Raw genomic sequence first — 18,430 nt, 5'->3', positions numbered from 1 at the left:
AAGCAAATGGGCAATGACAGACTTGAACTGCCGACCTCCTCGGTGTAAACGAGATGCTCTACCAGCTGAGCTAATTGCCCCTTTAGATGTAATTCTATAGCTCAATATTATTATTGTAAACAAAAATAGCGATAAATTAGATTTAGGTAAGCTATAAGCTTTTATGGAATCTTTGGGTGCATGCTGTGGAGTTTTATAAATTTTAGTCTTGCTGTCACTTTGTATAAAGGTATTTTTTCACTCACATCTTTCGAAGTTGTAGCCATGTTCAACAACTTTAAGTAGAATATTGTAGCATTTTTAAAATCTGAAAGTTTATCTAGAATAACAGCTAAATTATAGGTATAAAAAATATTGTTTTCATCAAGGGAAATAGCAGTTGTCATATACTCTTTACCTTTTACATAATCCTCCTTTTTCATATAAATCAGACCTAAATTTGCTAATAAAGGAGCATAATTTTTATGTATATCATACAATTTCAACATTTCACTCAACGCCAGATCAGGATCATATTGTGAGATTATCGTCAGAAAATTTTTTAATATGTAAGGGTTACTAGGGTATTCTTTTAACAGTCTTGTGTAAATCTCTACAGCTTTTTTGTATTCTTTATTAGCGTAATAAATATTTCCCAATCCAATTAAAGCATTTTTATGATAAGGAAACTTTGTGATGATCTGATTAAGGAGAGAAGTAGCTGTCTCATTATTTCCTAACTCAAAGGAATCTTTTGCTTTTTTTAAAATAGAGTATATGTCAAAATTCTTGCCAGAATTCTGCGAAATTTTGATATTAAATTTGTCACTTTTTCTCTCGATAACATCAAGATCTTTATATTTTTTATCAGCTTTTATATGCTTGACAACACTATCAAAGGCCCTTCTGTATCTCCAAATTTTCACTAGCATAGGTAACAGAAGACCTCCATAAAATCACAACGCAAATTAACATGCAGACAAACATAGATCCTAGTGTTGTGGCATTCGCTGCAGCGTGTAACCAGTAAACCTTATTTCTTTGAGCTATGCGTAACACATTACAAATTCATAAATGCTAAATTACCTATCTCATACAATAATAAAGATATTATTAATTAGCGGGACGAACATGCTGTGTAGCTTTTCAGAATGCATTTATCTTTTGTCTTCCATATTTCGCTTTATTTCCACAAAAATGCTTCAATTTATCTTAACATTTTGTCAACTACCTTTGTAGGCATGACAATTTAAAAGGGCACCTTTACATATTCCATATGGCTGCCAGTTGCACCCCTCACATGCGTAATCAAATTTCTTTAAAGACATTTTCTCCCTAATCTTTTCTACCGCTTCACTCCAGGTCAAAGTCTCGCCAATTTTAATTCCTAAAATTTCCATATGCCTTCTATCTAGCTCTAAAACTTTAGCTTGTTCGGTGCATTTACCTTGTTTAGTCTGGTTTGGGCAAGCACTACAAATACTATCAAGGTTACCAACTACTTCGATTTGAGTACTAATTACTTTGCTTGCTATCTTTTTATAATTTTCTATAAAATCCCGAGAATACCCATATCCCCGAAACGCGAGGGTGCACATAAAATGATGAGGGCGAAATTTTATCATTTTTTCAAATATTGCAAAGCTGCTACAAGTAGAAAAATTTTTACCAAACCAGGAAGGATGAATGGTAAAATACCTACCATTATTGCTTGTTCCAGACCTACGTAAATAGCGAGCCAACCAACACCACAAATAAAGATTACAACTGTACCAGCCAGACAACTTGAAGAATCACACACAAATGATTTATATTCAGAGTTCAGTAATTCATTTACTTTGCTCATTACCATAACAGCAGCTAAACAGCCAATTAAATATCCACCTGTTGGCCCGAGAAAAATGTGATAACCACAAAAATTCGCAAAAACAGGAAATCCTGCTGCACCAAGTGATAGATATGTAAGCATAGAATAGAATGCTGTTCTGCGATTAAATTTAAGCCCAATAAGCATTACTCCTAAAGTTTGCAATGTGATAGGCACAGGCTGCAACGGTACGCTTATTTGAGCCATCAAGAATAAAAGTAAAACGCAAGACAATATTTCAGCCAGTGTTGATCTGCTGCTAGATTGTGTTATAAACATATCTTCCCAACAAAAATAACTTATTAAATATAATATATGTGTATAAGAGGTTTTGCAATTTAAATTTTGCTCATATTGTGCTACAATGAATTATTTATGCACTATTAAATTAAAAATGATGAGTAAACAAGATCTATTATTGTTGATGAAAGCAAGACACAGCGGACGTTCATACAATACTACAAGAGCAATATCTCAGGAAGAAATGGATATTTTAATGGAAGCTGTAAGGCTGACTCCCTCATGTTTTGGCGATGAACCTTGGAGATATGTGATATGCAACAAACAGAACAATCAAAGCGCATGGGAAAAGCTGCTAAATTGTCTTGATGAATCTAATCAAAAATGGGCAAAAGATGCACAAGTGTTAATCATATCTTTAAGTGCTAAAAACTTCCGTAAACGAGGTAAAGGAGAAAATCTTTGGGCTAATCACGATACTGGTGCAGCAAATTATGCACTTATGCTACAGGCTGCAGCTATGAATTTAATGGCTCATCAAATGGGTGGATTTGATAGAGATAAAATAGTAGAAAAATTCAACATATCCGATGATTTTAATGTAATGTCAGTGATAGCGGTTGGTTACGAAGAAGAGGGCGCTGAAACAAGTAAGAAAAAAAGAAGACCAATAGAAGAAATATTTTTTTATGATGAGTGGCCAAGGTCCTAAAAATTTTATCAAGATGCACGGTACTGGCAATAATTTTGTTATCATAGACTCACGTTCAACAAACAATTTAGACTGGAACTATAGACAAATTGATGATCAAAGCAATTGTGATCAAGTGATAATTATAACAATGTCTAATGCTGCAGACTGCTTTATGCATATCTATAATGCTGATGGTAGTCGAGCTGAAATGTGCGGAAACGCAGCACGCTGTGTTGGATATTTGATAATGTCAGAAAAAGGTACTGAGTATATCACTATTGAGCTGGTAAACAAACGCATTTTAGAGTGTTTTAAAGTTGGTGATAAATCCATAAAGGTTAACATGGGTAAACCTTTGCTAAAATGGCATGAAATTCCCTTGTCTACTGAGTGTGACACTCTTCACTTACCTATAGAGCTTGAAATGCTAAAAGATCCTGTTGCAGTAAATATTGGTAACCCTCATATAGTTTTTTTTGTTGATAACATAAGTGAAATACCATTGCGAAATTTAGGACCAAAGCTAGAAAATCACGTACTATTTCCTCAGAAAATTAATATTAGTATTGCACAAGTTGAAAAGTCTGGAGAAATAGCTTTAAGAGTTTGGGAAAGAGGTACAGGCATTACTGCATCATGCGGTAGTGCAGCCTGTGCAGCACTTGTTGCATCCACACTACGTGGATATCTGACTGCCCAACAGACTTCAGTAGATTTACCAGGAGGTAAGTTATTAATCGAATGGGCAAATAACGTATTCATGACCGGTGATATAGGATTTTTGTGATAATTGTTTTCACAATGCAAAACTACTTGACAAACTCCACCAGCCCTCTTATCATGAAAGTGAAGCTATTTTATTTAACTTCGCAATCTCTGCAGCAGATTAAAATGACAAGAAAGCTTGTATTTGGCGTACTATTGTTTAATTTTTTGCACTATGTGCACCGTATGTCTTTATAAAATTTCTAGGTTTTTACCTACATAAGCTGAAACGCGCTTATAAAGCGTTCAAGACATCACCCAACGTCAAATTTTAAAATAGAGAGTGTAATAACTAGCTACCACGGGTTTTCTATGCCTTTTTTTTTCTGCCTAGTAAATTTCTTAAATATTAAAGCTAAGGTTAGTTGCCGTTTAAAAGCAGCTAAATTGCAGCGTTTAAGACTTAAAAAACGCCAATACTGAAAATAGACAATGACTAGGGCTTCTTTTGCCTTTTTTTTGTTTGGTGAATTTCTTAAATATTTATGGCTAAAGTAATTTAGGCCTACCGACAACCGTCATCCCTGTAAAGGTCAAGTATCCCGCTACTTGTTAGCGGATGAGATACCGCGAATGAATCGCGGTATGACGGTTCGTGGTGGCATGACGATAATCTCGTCATCCCGCTACGTGTTAGCGGGATCTATGCTTTGAGATACCGCGGCGGTATGACGCAGAAGCAAGGCACTGGAATAACACCACTTACTATGTATTTAAATTATAATGTTCATCATTACACGCTGGCAGGATGTCATATATAGTGTTCAGGTAGCTGATGTTGGGGCTTATCGTCTTTAAGATCCCAATTAGATAGAAGGTTTGTACTTTTTTTCAAATCAAAGCTTGAATTTTTGCTGGAAAATCAATATATTATATATATGAAGTTTTAATTTAAGTTGTTATGTTGACCCCAATGGCAAGCTTATGTGTTGATAACAGAACCAATCTCATGCAATATATTGCTAGAGTGCAAAAATTTCCTATGCTGTCTCAAGAGGAAGAGGTACGATTAGCAAAAAATTGGAACCAATATAAGGATATTTCTTCTGCTCATAAATTGATTACCAGCCATTTGAATTTGGTAGTGAAAATTGCAATGAAATTCAAAAATTATGGACTATTGTTGATGGACCTGGTCATGGAAGGGAATATGGGTTTAATGCATGCAGTAAAAAAGTTTAATCCTGATTTAGGATTTCGTTTTTCAACTTATGCAGTGTGGTGGATTGAAGCTTCAATAAAAGACTTTATATTGAAATCTTGGTCGTTCGTGAAAATAGGCACAACGCAAGCACAAAGAAGACTATTTTTTAGTTTACGTAAAATAAAAAAAAGAATTTTACAGTATACAAACAGAGAAACTTTAAATAATGAAGAAATAAAAGCAATATCTAATGAGCTTTCTGTATCCGAAGGAGACGTTATACAGATGAATTACCGTTTGGCTTGTAAGGATCAGTCGCTAAATGATTGCATAAAAATAGGTGATGACTCTAAAAGGGAGTTGCAAGATATGGTCCCATGTAACTTGGTCAGTCAAGAAGTAACCTATCAGAATCATGAAGAGAAAGAATTAAAAGAAACAATTTTAAACAATGCACTAGCGAGCCTTAACGAAAGGGCAAGAGACATTTTTATTAGTAGATACTTGCGCGAAAACACTCAAACTCTGGATGAACTTAGTAAAAAATATTGTGTTTCAAGAGAAAGAATAAGACAGTTGGCTGAGCAGGCGATGGCTAAGGTAAAACAATATATACAATCAGAAAGTTTGAAATTTGGTTTGCATGCGTAGTTTTTTTATATTTCTAATATTTTTTTCAATAGGCGCTTTTGCATCAGTTAGTGATGTGCAATTGAAGGAAAAATATAAAGATTGGCTTGTATATACTGCATCAGAAGATGGAGAGAAAGTATGTTATATTGTATCCTATCCTAAAAAAAAAGCGAGCATTATACAACCAATCGCAAGCCGTATGTAATGGTCAGTTATGTTGATACAAAAACAGATGAGGTAAGCGTTACCTCTGGTTTTCAGTATGATAAGGAGCCTGTAGCTCTCAATATCGACAAAAAAATTAAATATACACTGCCTATAATACAGGGAAGTTTTGCGTGGGCAGAGCATACAAAAATAGATCAAGATCTCATTCTAAAAATGAAGCAGGGATTATCAATGGTAGTGAATGGAAAAGCAAAAACAGTAACCATTGATGATACTTATTCCCTACTTGGTTTTCAAAAAGCGTATCAAAAAATGCATGATTTATGCCATACAAAGTAAATCATTGTAACAGAATACCCAGCTATAGTATAAACTAGACTACTCTTTCAATGGAAATATAAATAGCACTTTACTTTATATGGGATGTGGATATCATTTAAAATATATTTTTGAGAGTTAGCAATGTCAGAGGTTGCAGGTGTAGATACAGAAATCAAAAAGCAAAATTCTGTGTGCGAGCAGATGCGTTTTAGCGTGAGCCGCACAAGTCTTTTAAATATATTATCCAGAGTAAGTGGAGTGGTTGAAAGGCGCAATGCAATAGATGTTTTGGCATGTATAAATATCAAAGCACAACACGGCAGCATAAAATTAATGGCAACTGATCTTGACATTTCAATGTTTGCCTCACTTGCTGCAACCGTATTAACAGAAGGAGAAGTAAAAATTTCAGCGCATACTTTACATGACATAGTGAAGAAGTTACCCGCTGATTTGGATGTTAATTTTGAAGTAAACAACCAAGGAAAATTATTGATGTCTTGCGGAAATGCAAACTTTTCTTTACCGAATGTAGTTTCAAGCAGCTTTCCTGCTCTTGAAGAAGACAATTATAAACATGATTTTATTCTACTAAATACGGACCTGATAGACTTATTAACTAAAACAAAATTTGCTGTATCGCTAGATGATACAAGGTATAATTTAAATGGAATATATCTACATACAGACGAGCAGTTTCTGTACTGCGTTGCAACTGATGGTCACCGTTTATCATGTATAAAGAGACCAAAGCCTGGGAACATCAATGGCGAATTTGGTGTGATCATTCCACGTAAAACTGTTATGGAGCTGTTAAAAATATTGGACGATTGTAATGAAATTAATGTAAAACTCTCAGACAGAAAAATCAAGTTTACATGCGGTGAATATATTCTAATATCAAAATTAATAGATGGGACTTTTCCAAATTATGAAGCAGTTATTCCAGCATCTCAAGACAAGCATATGATTATTGAAAGTAAAAAACTTTCAGACGTTATAGATCGGGTTTCCGTTGTTGTATCTGATAAAGTAAAATCCATTAAATTCTCACTACAAGAAAAGCTGCTGACTCTGCATTCAAACTCTCAAGAGTGCAGTGATGCAACTGAATCCATAGAAGTGGACTACAATGAAGCTCCTATAGAAATAGGGTTTAACTCGCGTTATTTGCTTGATGTTCTATCCTGCATAAAAAATAAATGTAAGTTTAGCTTAGCCGATGGTAATAGTGCTACAATTATCACTGATGAAGACGATTCAAGTGTATTATATATAGTGATGCCAATGAGAACTTAAACTTGTCATCCCGCTTCTTGTTAGCAGGATCTGGAGATACCGTGGCGGTATGACACTTATTTCACTAAGCATGTTACTTTTTATTAAATTAGTAATCTATCTTTACCAAATATAAGCCAAAAGGTGGTGCAGTAACTCCAGCTGCATTTCTTTTGCATTGGTTTAATATATTTAGCATTTCTTGCGGATTGGTTCTATTTTTTCCAAATTCAACCAAAGTGCCTACAATAATCCTCACTTGGTTATGTAAAAAGGAAATAGCAGATATTTTGATGTGTATATGGCTCCCGTTTTGTATTACATCGATATCATCAATTGTTCTTATCGGATTTGCAGCTTGACAATCTTTTGAACGAAAACTTGAAAGGTCATGTTTTCCAAGTAGATGTTTAGCAGCTTCACGCATAATATTTACATCAAGTGGATTAAACACTTGCCATACATAACCTGTCTCCAGAGCGGCAGGAGCATAGCGATTAACTATTCTGTATTCGTAATATCTTCTTTTTGCTGAAAACCGTGCGTGAAACGCATCATCTACAACTTCTGCATTAAGCACGACTATGGGAATTGATTTTAAATGATAATTTATTGCGTTTCTTATTCTATAAAGCTCAAATTCCTTTTCCATATCAAAATGAGCAACTTGTCCTAAAGCATGAACCCCTGCATCAGTCCTGCCACCGCAGTACAAAGTAACTTTCTCACCACTAAAATTAAATATAGCATTTTCTATGGCTTCCTGGATTGAATTAGCAGAATATTGCTGCTTCTGCCAGCCAGAGAAACTACTACCATTGTATTCTATCGTTATTTTGTATCGCACTGCAGAGTCTATCTAACTTTCTATCTTAATATAATTTAGGTAGCTAATTTTTCTACGATAACGTTCTTCGTTATTAAAAAACCCTTGGCAGGTTGTTCACGTTCGATTATCATGAAAGTTATACAAGTTAATAAATGATCCATGGCAAACAACTCAGAAGAAAGAAGTAATGATAAGCAAAAAGCATTAGATAATGCAATAAGCCAAATTGAAAAAGCATTTGGTAAAGGTGCAATAATGAAGTTGAAGCAAAACCCTGTAGAGAAAATAGACACAATATCCACAGGATCAATTGCGCTTGATTCGGTTCTAGGTGTTGGAGGACTGCCAAAAGGACGTATAATTGAAATATTTGGGCCCGAGAGTTCTGGTAAAACCACTCTTGCCTTGCATGTAATTGCTGAAGCACAAAAAAAAGGAGGATCATGCGCATTTATCGATGCAGAACATGCATTGGATGTCTTATATGCTCGTAAACTTGGGGTAAGCACTGATGATTTAGTGATTTCACAACCAGATACTGGAGAGCAGGCGTTGCATATTGTTGAGTATTTAGTGTGTTCTGGTGCGGTTGATGTGATAGTTATTGACTCTGTTGCAGCATTAACTCCAAGAGCTGAAATTGAAGGTGATATGGGTGATCAACATATGGGGCTGCAAGCAAGGCTTCTAAGTCACGGACTACGAAAGCTAACCTCTGCCGTTTCAAAAGCGAACTGTATATTGATATTTATTAATCAAATTCGTATGAAAATAGGAGTAGTGTATGGAAATCCTGAAACTACCACGGGTGGAAATGCATTAAAATTCTATACTTCTGTAAGGCTTGACATAAGAAAAGTTGGTGTAATAAAAGACAAAGAAAATATTACAGGCAATGAAACAAGAGTTAAAGTTGTAAAAAATAAAGTTGCTCCTCCATTTAGAGAAGCGAAATTTGATATAATGTACAATGAAGGTATATCAAAATTCGGAGAAATAATAGATATGGGAGCAAAGCTTGGTGTGCTTGAAAAAGCAGGTGCTTACTATTCATATAACAACACACGCCTTGGACAAGGAAGAGAGAATGTAAAAACTTACCTAAAAACAAACAAAGAAGTCGCAAATGAAATAGAAACAAAAATCAGAGATTTACTCAGAAGTCATGATAATTCTATTATAATAGACGAGGATAGTGAGCAACTTTTAGAAGAATCCGTGTTCTGATCTAAACTTAGTTTGTGTTGGATGGGTTGTTACAGTATGACGGTGTGTGCTAATCTGTAATGTTACCTTGTATCAAGAGGACTTTGCTGAAGCAGTTAAAAAAAGCTTTTCATGAAGAGTGATAGATGATAAGTTGTTAATAGTAGATTATTGTTAATAAGATTATGTGTTTTGGTTTACCTAATATAAATAGGGAAGGTTATTCATTTATAGTAGTTTCCTTTATAGTAACGTGTATAGCATTCTCTATATCTTGGGGGTTTGGTGTTACATGCTTGTTTTCGACATTATTGTGTACTTATTTCTTTCGCGATCCAGCAAGAGCTGTGCCAAACAATAAGGATCTTATATTAAGTCCTGCTGATGGTGTGGTTTCAAAAATTGAAGAAGTTAATTATCCTTTATCGGCAGAAAATGGAGAAGAGAAGAAGTTCACGCTTGTTAGCATATTTTTAAGTGTTTTGAACGTCCATGTGAACCGTATACCAATATCTGGTATGATAAAGGAAATGAATTATAAAAAAGGCAAGTTTGTATCCGCAATGAACAATAGGTCTAGTAATGAAAATGAAAAGCAGGTTATTGTGATTGAATACGAAAAGGGGAAAGAAATTATTGTGGAGCAAATAGCTGGATTAATTGCACGTCGTATCGTTTGTAATTTAGAAGTATCCCAGAATGTGCAAGCAGGTGAAAGGTTTGGAATTATAAGATTTGGTAGTAGAGTGAATATTTATGTTCCTGCTGATACAGAAGTCAGAGTTTCAAAAGGGCAAACTGTTATTGGTGGTGAAACAATTATAGCAAACTTAAATAAGGAAAACGTTCAAGAGAAGCTTACTTTTGACGTCATATGAATAACGATGGAAGTAACAGTAGATTCTTACCTATTACTAAATTATTCCCAAACTTTATAACTTTATTGGGTTTATGTTCTGGTCTCACTTCACTTAAATTTACATTTAATGAACAATGGGAATTCTCAGTAATTTTTATCATCATTGCAGCAATAATAGATGGAATGGATGGCAGAATAGCTAGAATTCTAAAATCAACTAGCGATTTTGGAGCCCAGCTTGATTCTTTTGCAGATTTTCTAAATTTTGGTGCAGCGCCTGCATTTCTTTTGTATTTTTGGAAGCTAAACGAAATCAAAGTCATAGGTTGGATTTTAGTAATGATATACGTAATCTGCATATCAATAAGACTTGCAAGATTTAATGTTTCGCTACACTCAGAACAATCACACTGGGAAAAATTTTTCTTTTCTGGTGTTCCAGCTCCAGTGTGTGCTTTACTTTCTTTGTTACCAATAATTATTACCTTTCAATCTCATGAGAGTGAATACTTACTTCTCATAGAGCGATTTTTTAACACAAGAAACGTAGCTTGTTACTTTCTGGCCATTTCATTTTTTTCGATAAGTCACATTCCAACTTTCTCTGCAAAATATATTTATGTTCCCAAAAGCTTATCCTATATATTTGTGTCATTTTTTGGAGTACTTATTATATTTTTCATCAGTAAGCCCTGGATGACGCTACCAATTTTAGGTGTAGTGTATGTACTTACTATTCCAGTAAGCACTGGGCTTTATATATATTACTCGTATAAAGCTCGTTAGCTATAAGTTGTAATAAAAAGTAGTGAGCAGCATGATTGTAAAAATAAGTGAACTGTTAAATTCATTTCTGTACATAAAGATATTCAACATTCCATTTATAATTATTTGGGTAATTGCAACTGGAGTTTTTTGTACCATCCAATTCAAATTCACTAACTTTAGATTGTTCAAGCATGGAATACAGACGCTATTCAATCTAAAGTGTAATCGCAATAACAATAGACCTGCTGCGAATCAAGCGATAAAAAAAAGGAAAGGAGGGTGACTAAAATCAAGGTTAACTAAAAGGCGTGCTTAAGATTTACAATACCAGCAATAATATTGAACCTCAGGTTATATTTTTTCTGAAAATTGCGATAAACATTCGACATAATCTTAAATATCTTTATCTCTCGGATCTTGTTTTCTACTCTCATTCTAAATGATGCTAATCTTCTATTATGCTCTGGAGTTAATGGCTTTTTACGATACTTTTTATATGGAATTATAACATTGCTTTGCAATTTTTGCCAACCTTGATATCCAGAATCGGCATGTTTTATGCTATCAAGTGGTAAATATTTTTCTTGTTTCCTTATGCGGAAATCACTAATTCTACCACGGTATGACTTTGACACTGATAAAATTCTTCCTCCTTCTTCGATAATAATCTCAGTTTTCATAGTGTTGGTTCTTTTTTTCCTGAATATGATTTCTTCCGTTTTTTACTATCTTCTGGTCTCTGTATTTGCTGTTCTGTAACATCAGCCAAAATCTTCAGTATTTTTTCTGGCGTCATACTTCTATCTTTTGTTATAGTCACTTTTTTGGCGAGTAATGGCTCTATTCTCTTAAGTAACCTACATACATTTGCGTTGTGTACATTGAATAGGCATCCTAAAAATCTATGTGTTATGTAAGTGCGATAGTACAAAATTACGCAAAACAACTTATCTTCCAGAGTTGGTAGTTTTGATCTTCTACCATGACACTTTTTCTGTTTTTCGCATCCAGACCTCACTTTTTCCACTACTTTTTCGAACTCCTCTATAGTTAAACCTGTTATATTACGAAAGTTTCTTGGGTGTTTTTTCATATTATAGTAACTAAAGCTCATTTTTTTTCCTTACTTGATCTGCTTATTCTTCTTCTACCTCTCTCACATCATTTTTTCAATCACCTTTTTCAGCAGGTCTAATGGCATAATCACTCATATTCAAGCGTTTGCAACAGTAATTTCAGGAACAGTTGGTCTTGGAACAATATCAGGAGTTGCAATAGCTATCACAATAGGGGGGGCCAAGTGCAGTTTTTTGGATGGTAATTACCGGAATACTTGGTATGTCGATAAAGTTTGCCGAGGTGGTGCTTGCATTCACCTATCGCTCTGAAAATGCAACTGGCGGGGCTTTTTATTACATGAAGTACGGGCTTGCAAAAATTGGATTTGCAAAAACTGGTAGATTCCTTGCCTTCACTTATGCGATTATGCTACTTATTGCAATGATTTTGGGCGGTATACCATTTCAAGCGAATCAGATAGCAGCATTGTCAAATAACCTCTTCGAATACAACGCGTCCATTATTATATCCCTACTTGTCTTCATTGTAATATTGGGAGGAATAAAGCGCATTGCTTTCGTTTCAACAAGCTTAGCACCAACTATGATAGTGCTATATGTGGGTATGTGTATATATTTAATTTGTATGAACGGAAGTAATTTGCTGGATGCTTTATCCATAATATTCCAAGACATCTTTAACAAATCAGCTATAGGAGGCGGAGTATTGAGCGGATTAATAGCCGGAGTGAGAAGATCAGTGTTTGCTAACGAAGCAGGTACTGGAACAGCAGCTATAGCACATTCATCTGTAAAAGAAGAAGATCCAATTAAAGTTGGGTGCGTTGCAATGATTGCACCACTTATAGATACAATATTAATCTCATTTTTGACTGGTATTGTGATAATTATCACTGGTATGCATAGCACTGATAACGTGGGTGATATTACATTAATTAGTTCGGTATTTTCAACAGCTTTGCCCTTGTTCAGCAAATTAGTTTTTCCGCTAATGATGTTTTCCTTTGCATTTTCTACAATAATAGCTTATTGTTACTACTGTGAAGTTGCTCTGCTGTATTTATTTGGTAATAAAAAAATACTGATACCGTTCCAAATTCTTATAGTGGCTTCAGTGTATATCAGTTGTATGTCAAATGATATAGAATTTATATCTTATCTAGGTGATAGTTTGTTTATGTGCCTTATGGTTCCAAATGCTGTTGCAATATATCTACTAAGAAGGGAAGTTTTGAATACAATAGATTCTTATTACAATTCTAAAGGGTATTAACATGATTTATAGATTACTTTGTATGGTGCTATTTTGCCTATTGTTTAATGATGTGTACGCTGCTTCAGGTTTTTATGAAAGTTATGATGCTGTGTTGAATGGAATAAATAACTTCATGAATGAAGTGCTGTTTTTCAAAATCTTTTATATACCGTTCATACTTCTTCTACTATCCTTTGGTTATGTATTTTTAACCTTACGCTTTAAGTTTCTCAACATAAGAATGTTTAAGCATGCGTTTGCTATTTTATGTGGAAAATATGACACGGATCACCATGATGGTCATATTACGCATTTTCAGGCATTTATGACTGCACTTTCAAGCACAGTAGGCCTTGGAACTGTTGCTGGAGTCGCAATTGCAGTTTCAATGGGAGGTCCAGGAGCGGTGCCTTGGATGATGATTACAGGTTTTTTTGGTATGTCAGCAAAATTTGCCGAAGTGACTTTAGCATTTAGACATAGAACAGAAGATCAGGAGCAATTGTTTAGTGGTCCCTTTCAGTATATAAAGAATGGTCTGGAGGAATTTGGATTTAAAAAACTTGGTATTGTTTTAGCTGCAATATATGCAGTATTCTTTGTATTATCAGGTCTTGGTGGAAGTGTAGCGTTTCAAACCAACCAAATGGTTTCAATATTATCTGGCTATTCAAGTTGGGTAGATGGTCACTCTTGGTTTCTTTCTTCCATAATCTCTGCGCTGCTTGCTCTAGTGATTATTGGCGGAATTAAAAGGATAGCTAGAGTATCTTCTGCACTAGTGCCTATTATGTCACTCATATATATATGTAGCTGCCTTGTTATTATTGGATTTAATATCCACAATCTTGGTCACACATTTAAGATATTATTTTCCAGCATGATAGATTTTAATGCTGTTGGCGGAGGGATGGTAGGAGCATTTGTTGCTGGAATTCAAAGAGCAATTTTTGCCAGCGAAGCTGGTGTCGGCTCTGCTGCAATTACTCATGCAACAACTAAAGATGAAGAACCAGTAAGAACTGGGCTTGTTGCTATGATAGAACCGTGTTTTGATACAATGCTCACTTGCTGTTTAACTGGAATAACGATAGTAATAACAGGTGCATACCAGACTAGTGTTGGTGAAGGGATATTAATCACTCAAAAGGCATTTGGAACTGTTTCTTCATGGTTTCCTATACTTTTAACCATAGCTGCACCTTTGTTTGCATTTTCTTCAGTAATTTCGTTTGTATATTGTTGTGAAATGGGGTGGCTATATTTATTCGGTGCAAAAAGTATAGTGATATACCGCATAGCAGTAATAATTGTAGCGTTTTTTTCTGGTCTTTCTAAAGATATAATGGCTATTGCCAATATCGGTGGAACTTTGTTCTCTTGTTTAGCTCTCATCAACATGACAGCGCTTATACTGTTTAGTAATCAGATTAACGATGAAGTTCAGTGCTACCTAAAAAGGCTGAGGAATAATAAAATTAATTAAATTTTGGCATATGAAGGTACAACAACAGATGTCATTCCAGTACCACCTTCTTGTTACCTCAGAACTCTCTCTTGTCATCCCAAAACTCTTTCTTGTCATCCCAAAATTCCCTCTTGTCATCCGAGTAGCTGACACTGGGATCTATTTTGCATATAGTTCCACCATAGTGCTATGTTTTAATGTAAAATTTTATATTTATCTACTAGATTCGTTTGCGAACAAAGCTCGCTGGATCCCAGTGTCACGCACTGGAATGACAAGAGAGAGGATGCTAGAATGATGGAGAGGTACGTAATCCTTATACTATCCTACATATTAGGTTCAATACCGTTTAGCTTAATCATTACAAGAATAAAAGGGATAAACTTAAGAGAAGTAGGTTCAGGAAACATTGGCGCTACAAATGTTGCAAGAACAGGAAATAAATGTCTTGCTGCTCTGGCATTATTTCTGGATTCCTTGAAAGGATTCATCGCCGTTTATATAGCACAACAATTTTGTGATAATAACGATTTTTATACATATGTATCTGCAATTTTAGCAGTTTTAGGGCACATGTTTCCTATTTGGCTAAAGTTCAGTGGAGGCAAAGGAGTTGCAACAACTCTGGGAGTGTTGATAGCGTTTAACATACCTGTGGCATTAGTGTTCATATTTGTTTGGCTAGCAGTGTTTTTTACCTTTCGATATTCTTCCCTTGCTTCACTCAGTGCTACTTCAACGGCTGTAGCATGGTCCTTTTTTTTTCAGAGGAATTTGTTCTTAACATTACTAATTATAGGAGCACTGGTCTTCCTAAAACACCACAGAAATATTGTGAATCTTCTGCAAGGTAAAGAGTATAAATTTTATAGATAATGTACTGCCAAATTATTGACACTTAAACTACGAGACAAATTGCTTGACGGTATGATTTTGTCCTCTTTGTTTAAGTCTATGATTTTTGCTTTTGTTATATTCTCTACTTCTTGAGGTGTTAAAAGCCCATCTTCAATAAATCCTTGCTTCGCTTCCTTTATTTTTTCATAAAGCATGGCTATATTGTTTTTATTCTGACTATAAACATTTTCAATTTCTAGCTCTAGTTTACATGAAGCTTCTTTTATTACTGCTTCCGTTATTGCTAATTTTTCTTGCAAAATTTTCTTTATTTTTCCCTTATTATCTTCGTTATTTCGATTGAGTTCTGAATATACTCTATAACACCTTTTCTCTAGTGGTAGCATCTTTAACTGATCTAACATTCTAAGTACTTGACCTTCAACAGTCTTCTCAACTTTTAACTCAAACTTCTCTGCTTCTTCTTTCACTATCTTACTAGCTATTCTCTCAGCTTCATCCAGAGATGAATCCTTGAGAGAAAAATCTGTCTTGAGTAAATTTTGCTTTAAAAGCTCTAAAAAGACTTTTTCTTCGATGTTTTTAAGTAAACTTTCTTGATTATCTAAGTCATGCTTCTTCAGTTCATTTCTCGTGTGCTGACCCAGTTCAAAACATTCTAATTTATTTAACTTTATAGAACTAATATTTTTTATTAACGTTAGCACAGCTTGTTCGGTATAGCCTGAAGTAAAACTAAGCAATTTTCTCATTAATGGAATTCTTGCTTCTTGAATGAAGTCATCAACTATCTTTTGACTTTCATTATCACCGGGGTTATCTTGAGCCTTATACCAAGCGTTAAAGATTTCTTTGTTATTTTTCTTATTCTTTAACCTGTCTAACATAAACTCACGTGCTTCATTTTTTGCTTCTGAAAGTAATATTTGCCTAGGAGGAGTAAATCTAATTTCCGGATCAGGATGAGTACCTTCTAATGTACTTAACATCCTATAAACAATACCGGTAAAGCAGGTGTTAGGAATACGCTCTTTTCTAGAGAAAGTTTGGCTATCAAGCAAGTTTGTAATTAACGCGTCTTTTTTATTTTTTACAGCTTCTCTATCTCCATCATTGCAGGCTCTCAGAACTAGAAGTAAAATTTGCCCACCTGTGAAACCAGAGCTATGCTTTTGATCATCTTTGCAAAAATCCCCTAAAAATTCGATTATTCTTCCTTTATCTTCATCACTAAATTGACGATAATTAAGTTCACATAAATCATTTATATATTCAACAAATTGCTTAAATTCTCTATCATTAATAACGTCTTCAGATACTTGTTTACTATACTTATCTTTTAATTTATCAATATTTTTAATGATATCATCATTTAATTGGTGAGGGAGTAAATGTTCATAAGCATTATCAAGCTTATTAACGCTAGCTCGTACATTTTCTTTTACGCCTTCCAAAAAGAAATTTATGGAAGCTTTAAGCAGCGTAAATGGGTTAAAATCTTTTGGCCTTAGTTCACTCTGCAATAAAATTAATAGCATTGTAAGTGGTATAGTCCCCAGCAACAAAATTAGTAAGAAAGTAGTTGTAAAAGTGAGATATGTTATGAAAGCAGAAAACAAGAGGAAGGCTGTTACCTTGATTGCATTGTTCTTAAAAAATATTTCCCAATATTCCCTTTTGCTCATTTTTTGCTGTTTTGCCGTTTTTATTTCTTTGTAGATATAAAGAGTTTTAATTTCAGACCTGAAGAATATAGTACCAAGAGAAAAAAGAACACTAACGGGATTAGTGATAATGCTTAAAGAAACAAAAGTTGCAAAATAACTAACAAACTTTAGCCTGCTAGATCCCTTTGAAGGAAATTGTAATTGAGAAATACCTATCATAGCCTACCTTCAACATCATTACACTCTAGTAATAGCATAATAATTTAAAACGTCAATGTTTAAGTATTTTATTATCCGCACACTCATCGTATTCAATCTCGATTGTAGAGTGTGCTATCTCGAACTTATCTAGTAATATTTTTTTTATTTCATATAAAACATTGGTGTGCTGCACATTTTGCTTTATTTTAGCATGCATGGTAATTATAAAATAATTATCAGACAGTGACCATGCATGTATGTGGTGCACATCTATCACTTCAGGTAATTCTGATGTGATCTTACTTTTTACCTCTTCAGCAGATATACCCTCAGGCGTACCTTCAAGGAGTATATGGCAAGAATTCTTTAGAATTTTATAGCCACTGTTTAGGATTATTACACTAACAAACACTGATAAGATAGGATCCACTATTTGCCATCCGGTAAGCATGATAATTATGGATGCAAGTATAGCAGCTACAGAACCTAAAATATCTCCTATAACGTGTAGTACAGCACTTTTTATGTTTATATTGCTCTCGCATTTACTATGTAATATAAAAAAGACTATGATATTAGAGATCAGGCCAAGTGTAGCAATTACTAACATTACTTTCCACTCAACATTGATTGGAAAAATAAACCTCTTTATTGATTCAATTATAATGATTATTGCAATGAAGAATAAAGTTAAACCATTAACAAATGCTGCAATTATCTGCAACCGATGGTATCCGTATGATCTTTGCAAATCAGACTTCTTAGCTGAAAGTTTGTGTGCTATCCAGCTTAAAACTAAGGCAAAGAGGTCAGTAAACATATGCCCTGCATCCGACAGTAGAGCAAGCGAGTGTGAAACTATTCCACCTACTATTTCCATAAACATTGTTATTGCAACTATGATTATGGAATAGATTAAGCGCTTGGACTGTGCTGCTGAGTGTTTGCCGTTATGCACTGCTGTCATATAAAATCTTTTCATGAACAAAAACGTGGGTAACACTGGGTTCGAACCAGCGACCGCTTGCACGTCAAACAAGTGCTCTACCAACTGAGCTAATTACCCATCGCGGTTTTAGTATAGTGCTTTGATGGAATGAAAGTCAATAAACCACTTTGCTTTTACCCTTGTCCAATGTGATTCCGGAATA

General features: G+C 34.5%; 15 protein-coding genes, 2 tRNA genes and 4 pseudogenes. 12 read left to right on the top strand and 9 right to left on the bottom strand.

The features are described 5' to 3' along the window. Window positions 1–7: 7 nt before the first annotated feature. From MWH06_01390 to MWH06_01375, 4 genes and pseudogenes are all read right to left on the bottom strand, one after another. A tRNA-Val gene (locus MWH06_01390) sits at window positions 8–80 on the bottom strand. 81 nt (window positions 81–161) lie between these two features. Further along, a pseudogene (locus tag MWH06_01385) lies at window positions 162–1,038 on the bottom strand (tetratricopeptide repeat protein). Between the two features lie 164 nt (window positions 1,039–1,202). Further along, window positions 1,203–1,577, bottom strand: a complete 375-nt coding sequence (locus MWH06_01380; protein ID UPA55331.1) for a DUF1284 domain-containing protein — start codon at window positions 1,575–1,577, stop codon at window positions 1,203–1,205. Between the two features lie 23 nt (window positions 1,578–1,600). Continuing rightward, on the bottom strand, window positions 1,601–2,125 hold the full coding sequence (locus tag MWH06_01375) for a biotin transporter BioY (protein ID UPA55330.1): 525 nt from the start codon (window positions 2,123–2,125) through the stop codon (window positions 1,601–1,603). An 85-nt stretch (window positions 2,126–2,210) separates the two neighbouring features. Between MWH06_01375 and MWH06_01370 the strand changes: the two genes are divergently transcribed. The 5 genes from MWH06_01370 (at window position 2,211) to dnaN (ending at window position 7,110) form a co-directional block, all read left to right on the top strand. After that, a complete protein-coding gene (locus MWH06_01370) occupies window positions 2,211–2,798 on the top strand; it encodes a nitroreductase family protein (protein UPA55714.1) in 588 nt (195 codons plus the stop codon). Beyond that, the gene (gene dapF, locus MWH06_01365) at window positions 2,779–3,567 is read left to right on the top strand and encodes a diaminopimelate epimerase (protein UPA55329.1); all 789 of its coding nucleotides are present in this window, start codon (window positions 2,779–2,781) and stop codon (window positions 3,565–3,567) included. Before MWH06_01370 ends, dapF begins: the two co-directional genes overlap by 20 nt. Window positions 3,568–4,446: 879 nt before the next feature. Further along, window positions 4,447–5,340, top strand: a complete 894-nt coding sequence (locus MWH06_01360; protein ID UPA55328.1) for an RNA polymerase factor sigma-32 — start codon at window positions 4,447–4,449, stop codon at window positions 5,338–5,340. 186 nt (window positions 5,341–5,526) lie between these two features. Further along, entirely contained in the window at window positions 5,527–5,829 is a 303-nt protein-coding gene (locus MWH06_01355) for a hypothetical protein (protein UPA55327.1), read from the top strand. A gap of 123 nt (window positions 5,830–5,952) precedes the next feature. Beyond that, window positions 5,953–7,110 (top strand): DNA polymerase III subunit beta, encoded by a 1,158-nt coding sequence (gene dnaN, locus MWH06_01350; GenBank protein UPA55326.1) that lies wholly within the window; start codon window positions 5,953–5,955, stop codon window positions 7,108–7,110. 88 nt (window positions 7,111–7,198) lie between these two features. Here the strand turns inward: dnaN and truA are convergent, their stop codons facing one another. Beyond that, window positions 7,199–7,936 carry a tRNA pseudouridine(38-40) synthase TruA gene (gene truA, locus MWH06_01345; protein ID UPA55325.1) on the bottom strand — a complete coding sequence of 246 codons (738 nt, stop codon included), beginning with the start codon at window positions 7,934–7,936 and terminating at the stop codon, window positions 7,199–7,201. A 141-nt stretch (window positions 7,937–8,077) separates the two neighbouring features. On the opposite strand from truA, the gene recA reads away from it, so the two are divergent. From recA to MWH06_01325, 4 genes and pseudogenes are all read left to right on the top strand, one after another. After that, entirely contained in the window at window positions 8,078–9,145 is a 1,068-nt protein-coding gene (recA, locus tag MWH06_01340) for a recombinase RecA (protein ID UPA55324.1), read from the top strand. Window positions 9,146–9,309: 164 nt separating this feature from the next. Beyond that, complete coding sequence (locus MWH06_01335) at window positions 9,310–10,002, top strand: phosphatidylserine decarboxylase (protein UPA55323.1); 693 nt, start codon at window positions 9,310–9,312, stop codon at window positions 10,000–10,002. Next, window positions 9,999–10,769: a CDP-alcohol phosphatidyltransferase family protein gene (locus MWH06_01330; protein UPA55322.1), complete on the top strand. Its 771-nt coding sequence runs from the start codon at window positions 9,999–10,001 to the stop codon at window positions 10,767–10,769. Before MWH06_01335 ends, MWH06_01330 begins: the two co-directional genes overlap by 4 nt. Before the next feature lie 31 nt (window positions 10,770–10,800). Beyond that, window positions 10,801–10,989 (top strand): annotated as a pseudogene (locus tag MWH06_01325) (hypothetical protein). A gap of 61 nt (window positions 10,990–11,050) precedes the next feature. On the opposite strand, the pseudogene MWH06_01320 reads toward MWH06_01325, so the two are convergent. Continuing rightward, window positions 11,051–11,865, bottom strand: a pseudogene (locus MWH06_01320) (transposase). A gap of 76 nt (window positions 11,866–11,941) precedes the next feature. Between MWH06_01320 and MWH06_01315 the strand changes: the two are divergent. The 3 genes and pseudogenes from MWH06_01315 to plsY all read left to right on the top strand — a co-directional run bounded on the left by MWH06_01315 (window position 11,942) and on the right by plsY (window position 15,429). Next, window positions 11,942–13,103, top strand: a pseudogene (locus MWH06_01315) (alanine:cation symporter family protein). A gap of 1 nt (window position 13,104) precedes the next feature. Continuing rightward, the gene (locus MWH06_01310) at window positions 13,105–14,571 is read left to right on the top strand and encodes an alanine:cation symporter family protein (protein UPA55321.1); all 1,467 of its coding nucleotides are present in this window, start codon (window positions 13,105–13,107) and stop codon (window positions 14,569–14,571) included. A gap of 279 nt (window positions 14,572–14,850) precedes the next feature. Further along, on the top strand, window positions 14,851–15,429 hold the full coding sequence (gene plsY, locus MWH06_01305; protein ID UPA55713.1) for a glycerol-3-phosphate 1-O-acyltransferase PlsY: 579 nt from the start codon (window positions 14,851–14,853) through the stop codon (window positions 15,427–15,429). On the opposite strand, the gene MWH06_01300 is transcribed toward plsY, so the two are convergent. The 3 genes from MWH06_01300 to MWH06_01290 form a co-directional block, all read right to left on the bottom strand. Further along, window positions 15,420–17,297, bottom strand: coding sequence for a hypothetical protein (locus MWH06_01300; GenBank protein UPA55320.1), 1,878 nt, complete (start codon window positions 17,295–17,297; stop codon window positions 15,420–15,422). The genes plsY and MWH06_01300 overlap by 10 nt on opposite strands. 52 nt (window positions 17,298–17,349) lie before the next feature. Beyond that, a complete protein-coding gene (locus MWH06_01295; protein UPA55319.1) occupies window positions 17,350–18,261 on the bottom strand; it encodes a cation diffusion facilitator family transporter in 912 nt (303 codons plus the stop codon). Between the two features lie 11 nt (window positions 18,262–18,272). Further along, window positions 18,273–18,345: transfer RNA gene (locus MWH06_01290), tRNA-Val, on the bottom strand. Window positions 18,346–18,430: the final 85 nt, after the last annotated feature.

Source organism: Wolbachia pipientis (assembly GCA_023052945.1).
Classification (GTDB): Bacteria; Pseudomonadota; Alphaproteobacteria; order Rickettsiales; family Anaplasmataceae; genus Wolbachia.
Note: the sequence above shows the minus strand (reverse complement) of the source record. Positions and strands in the feature narration are given on the sequence as shown.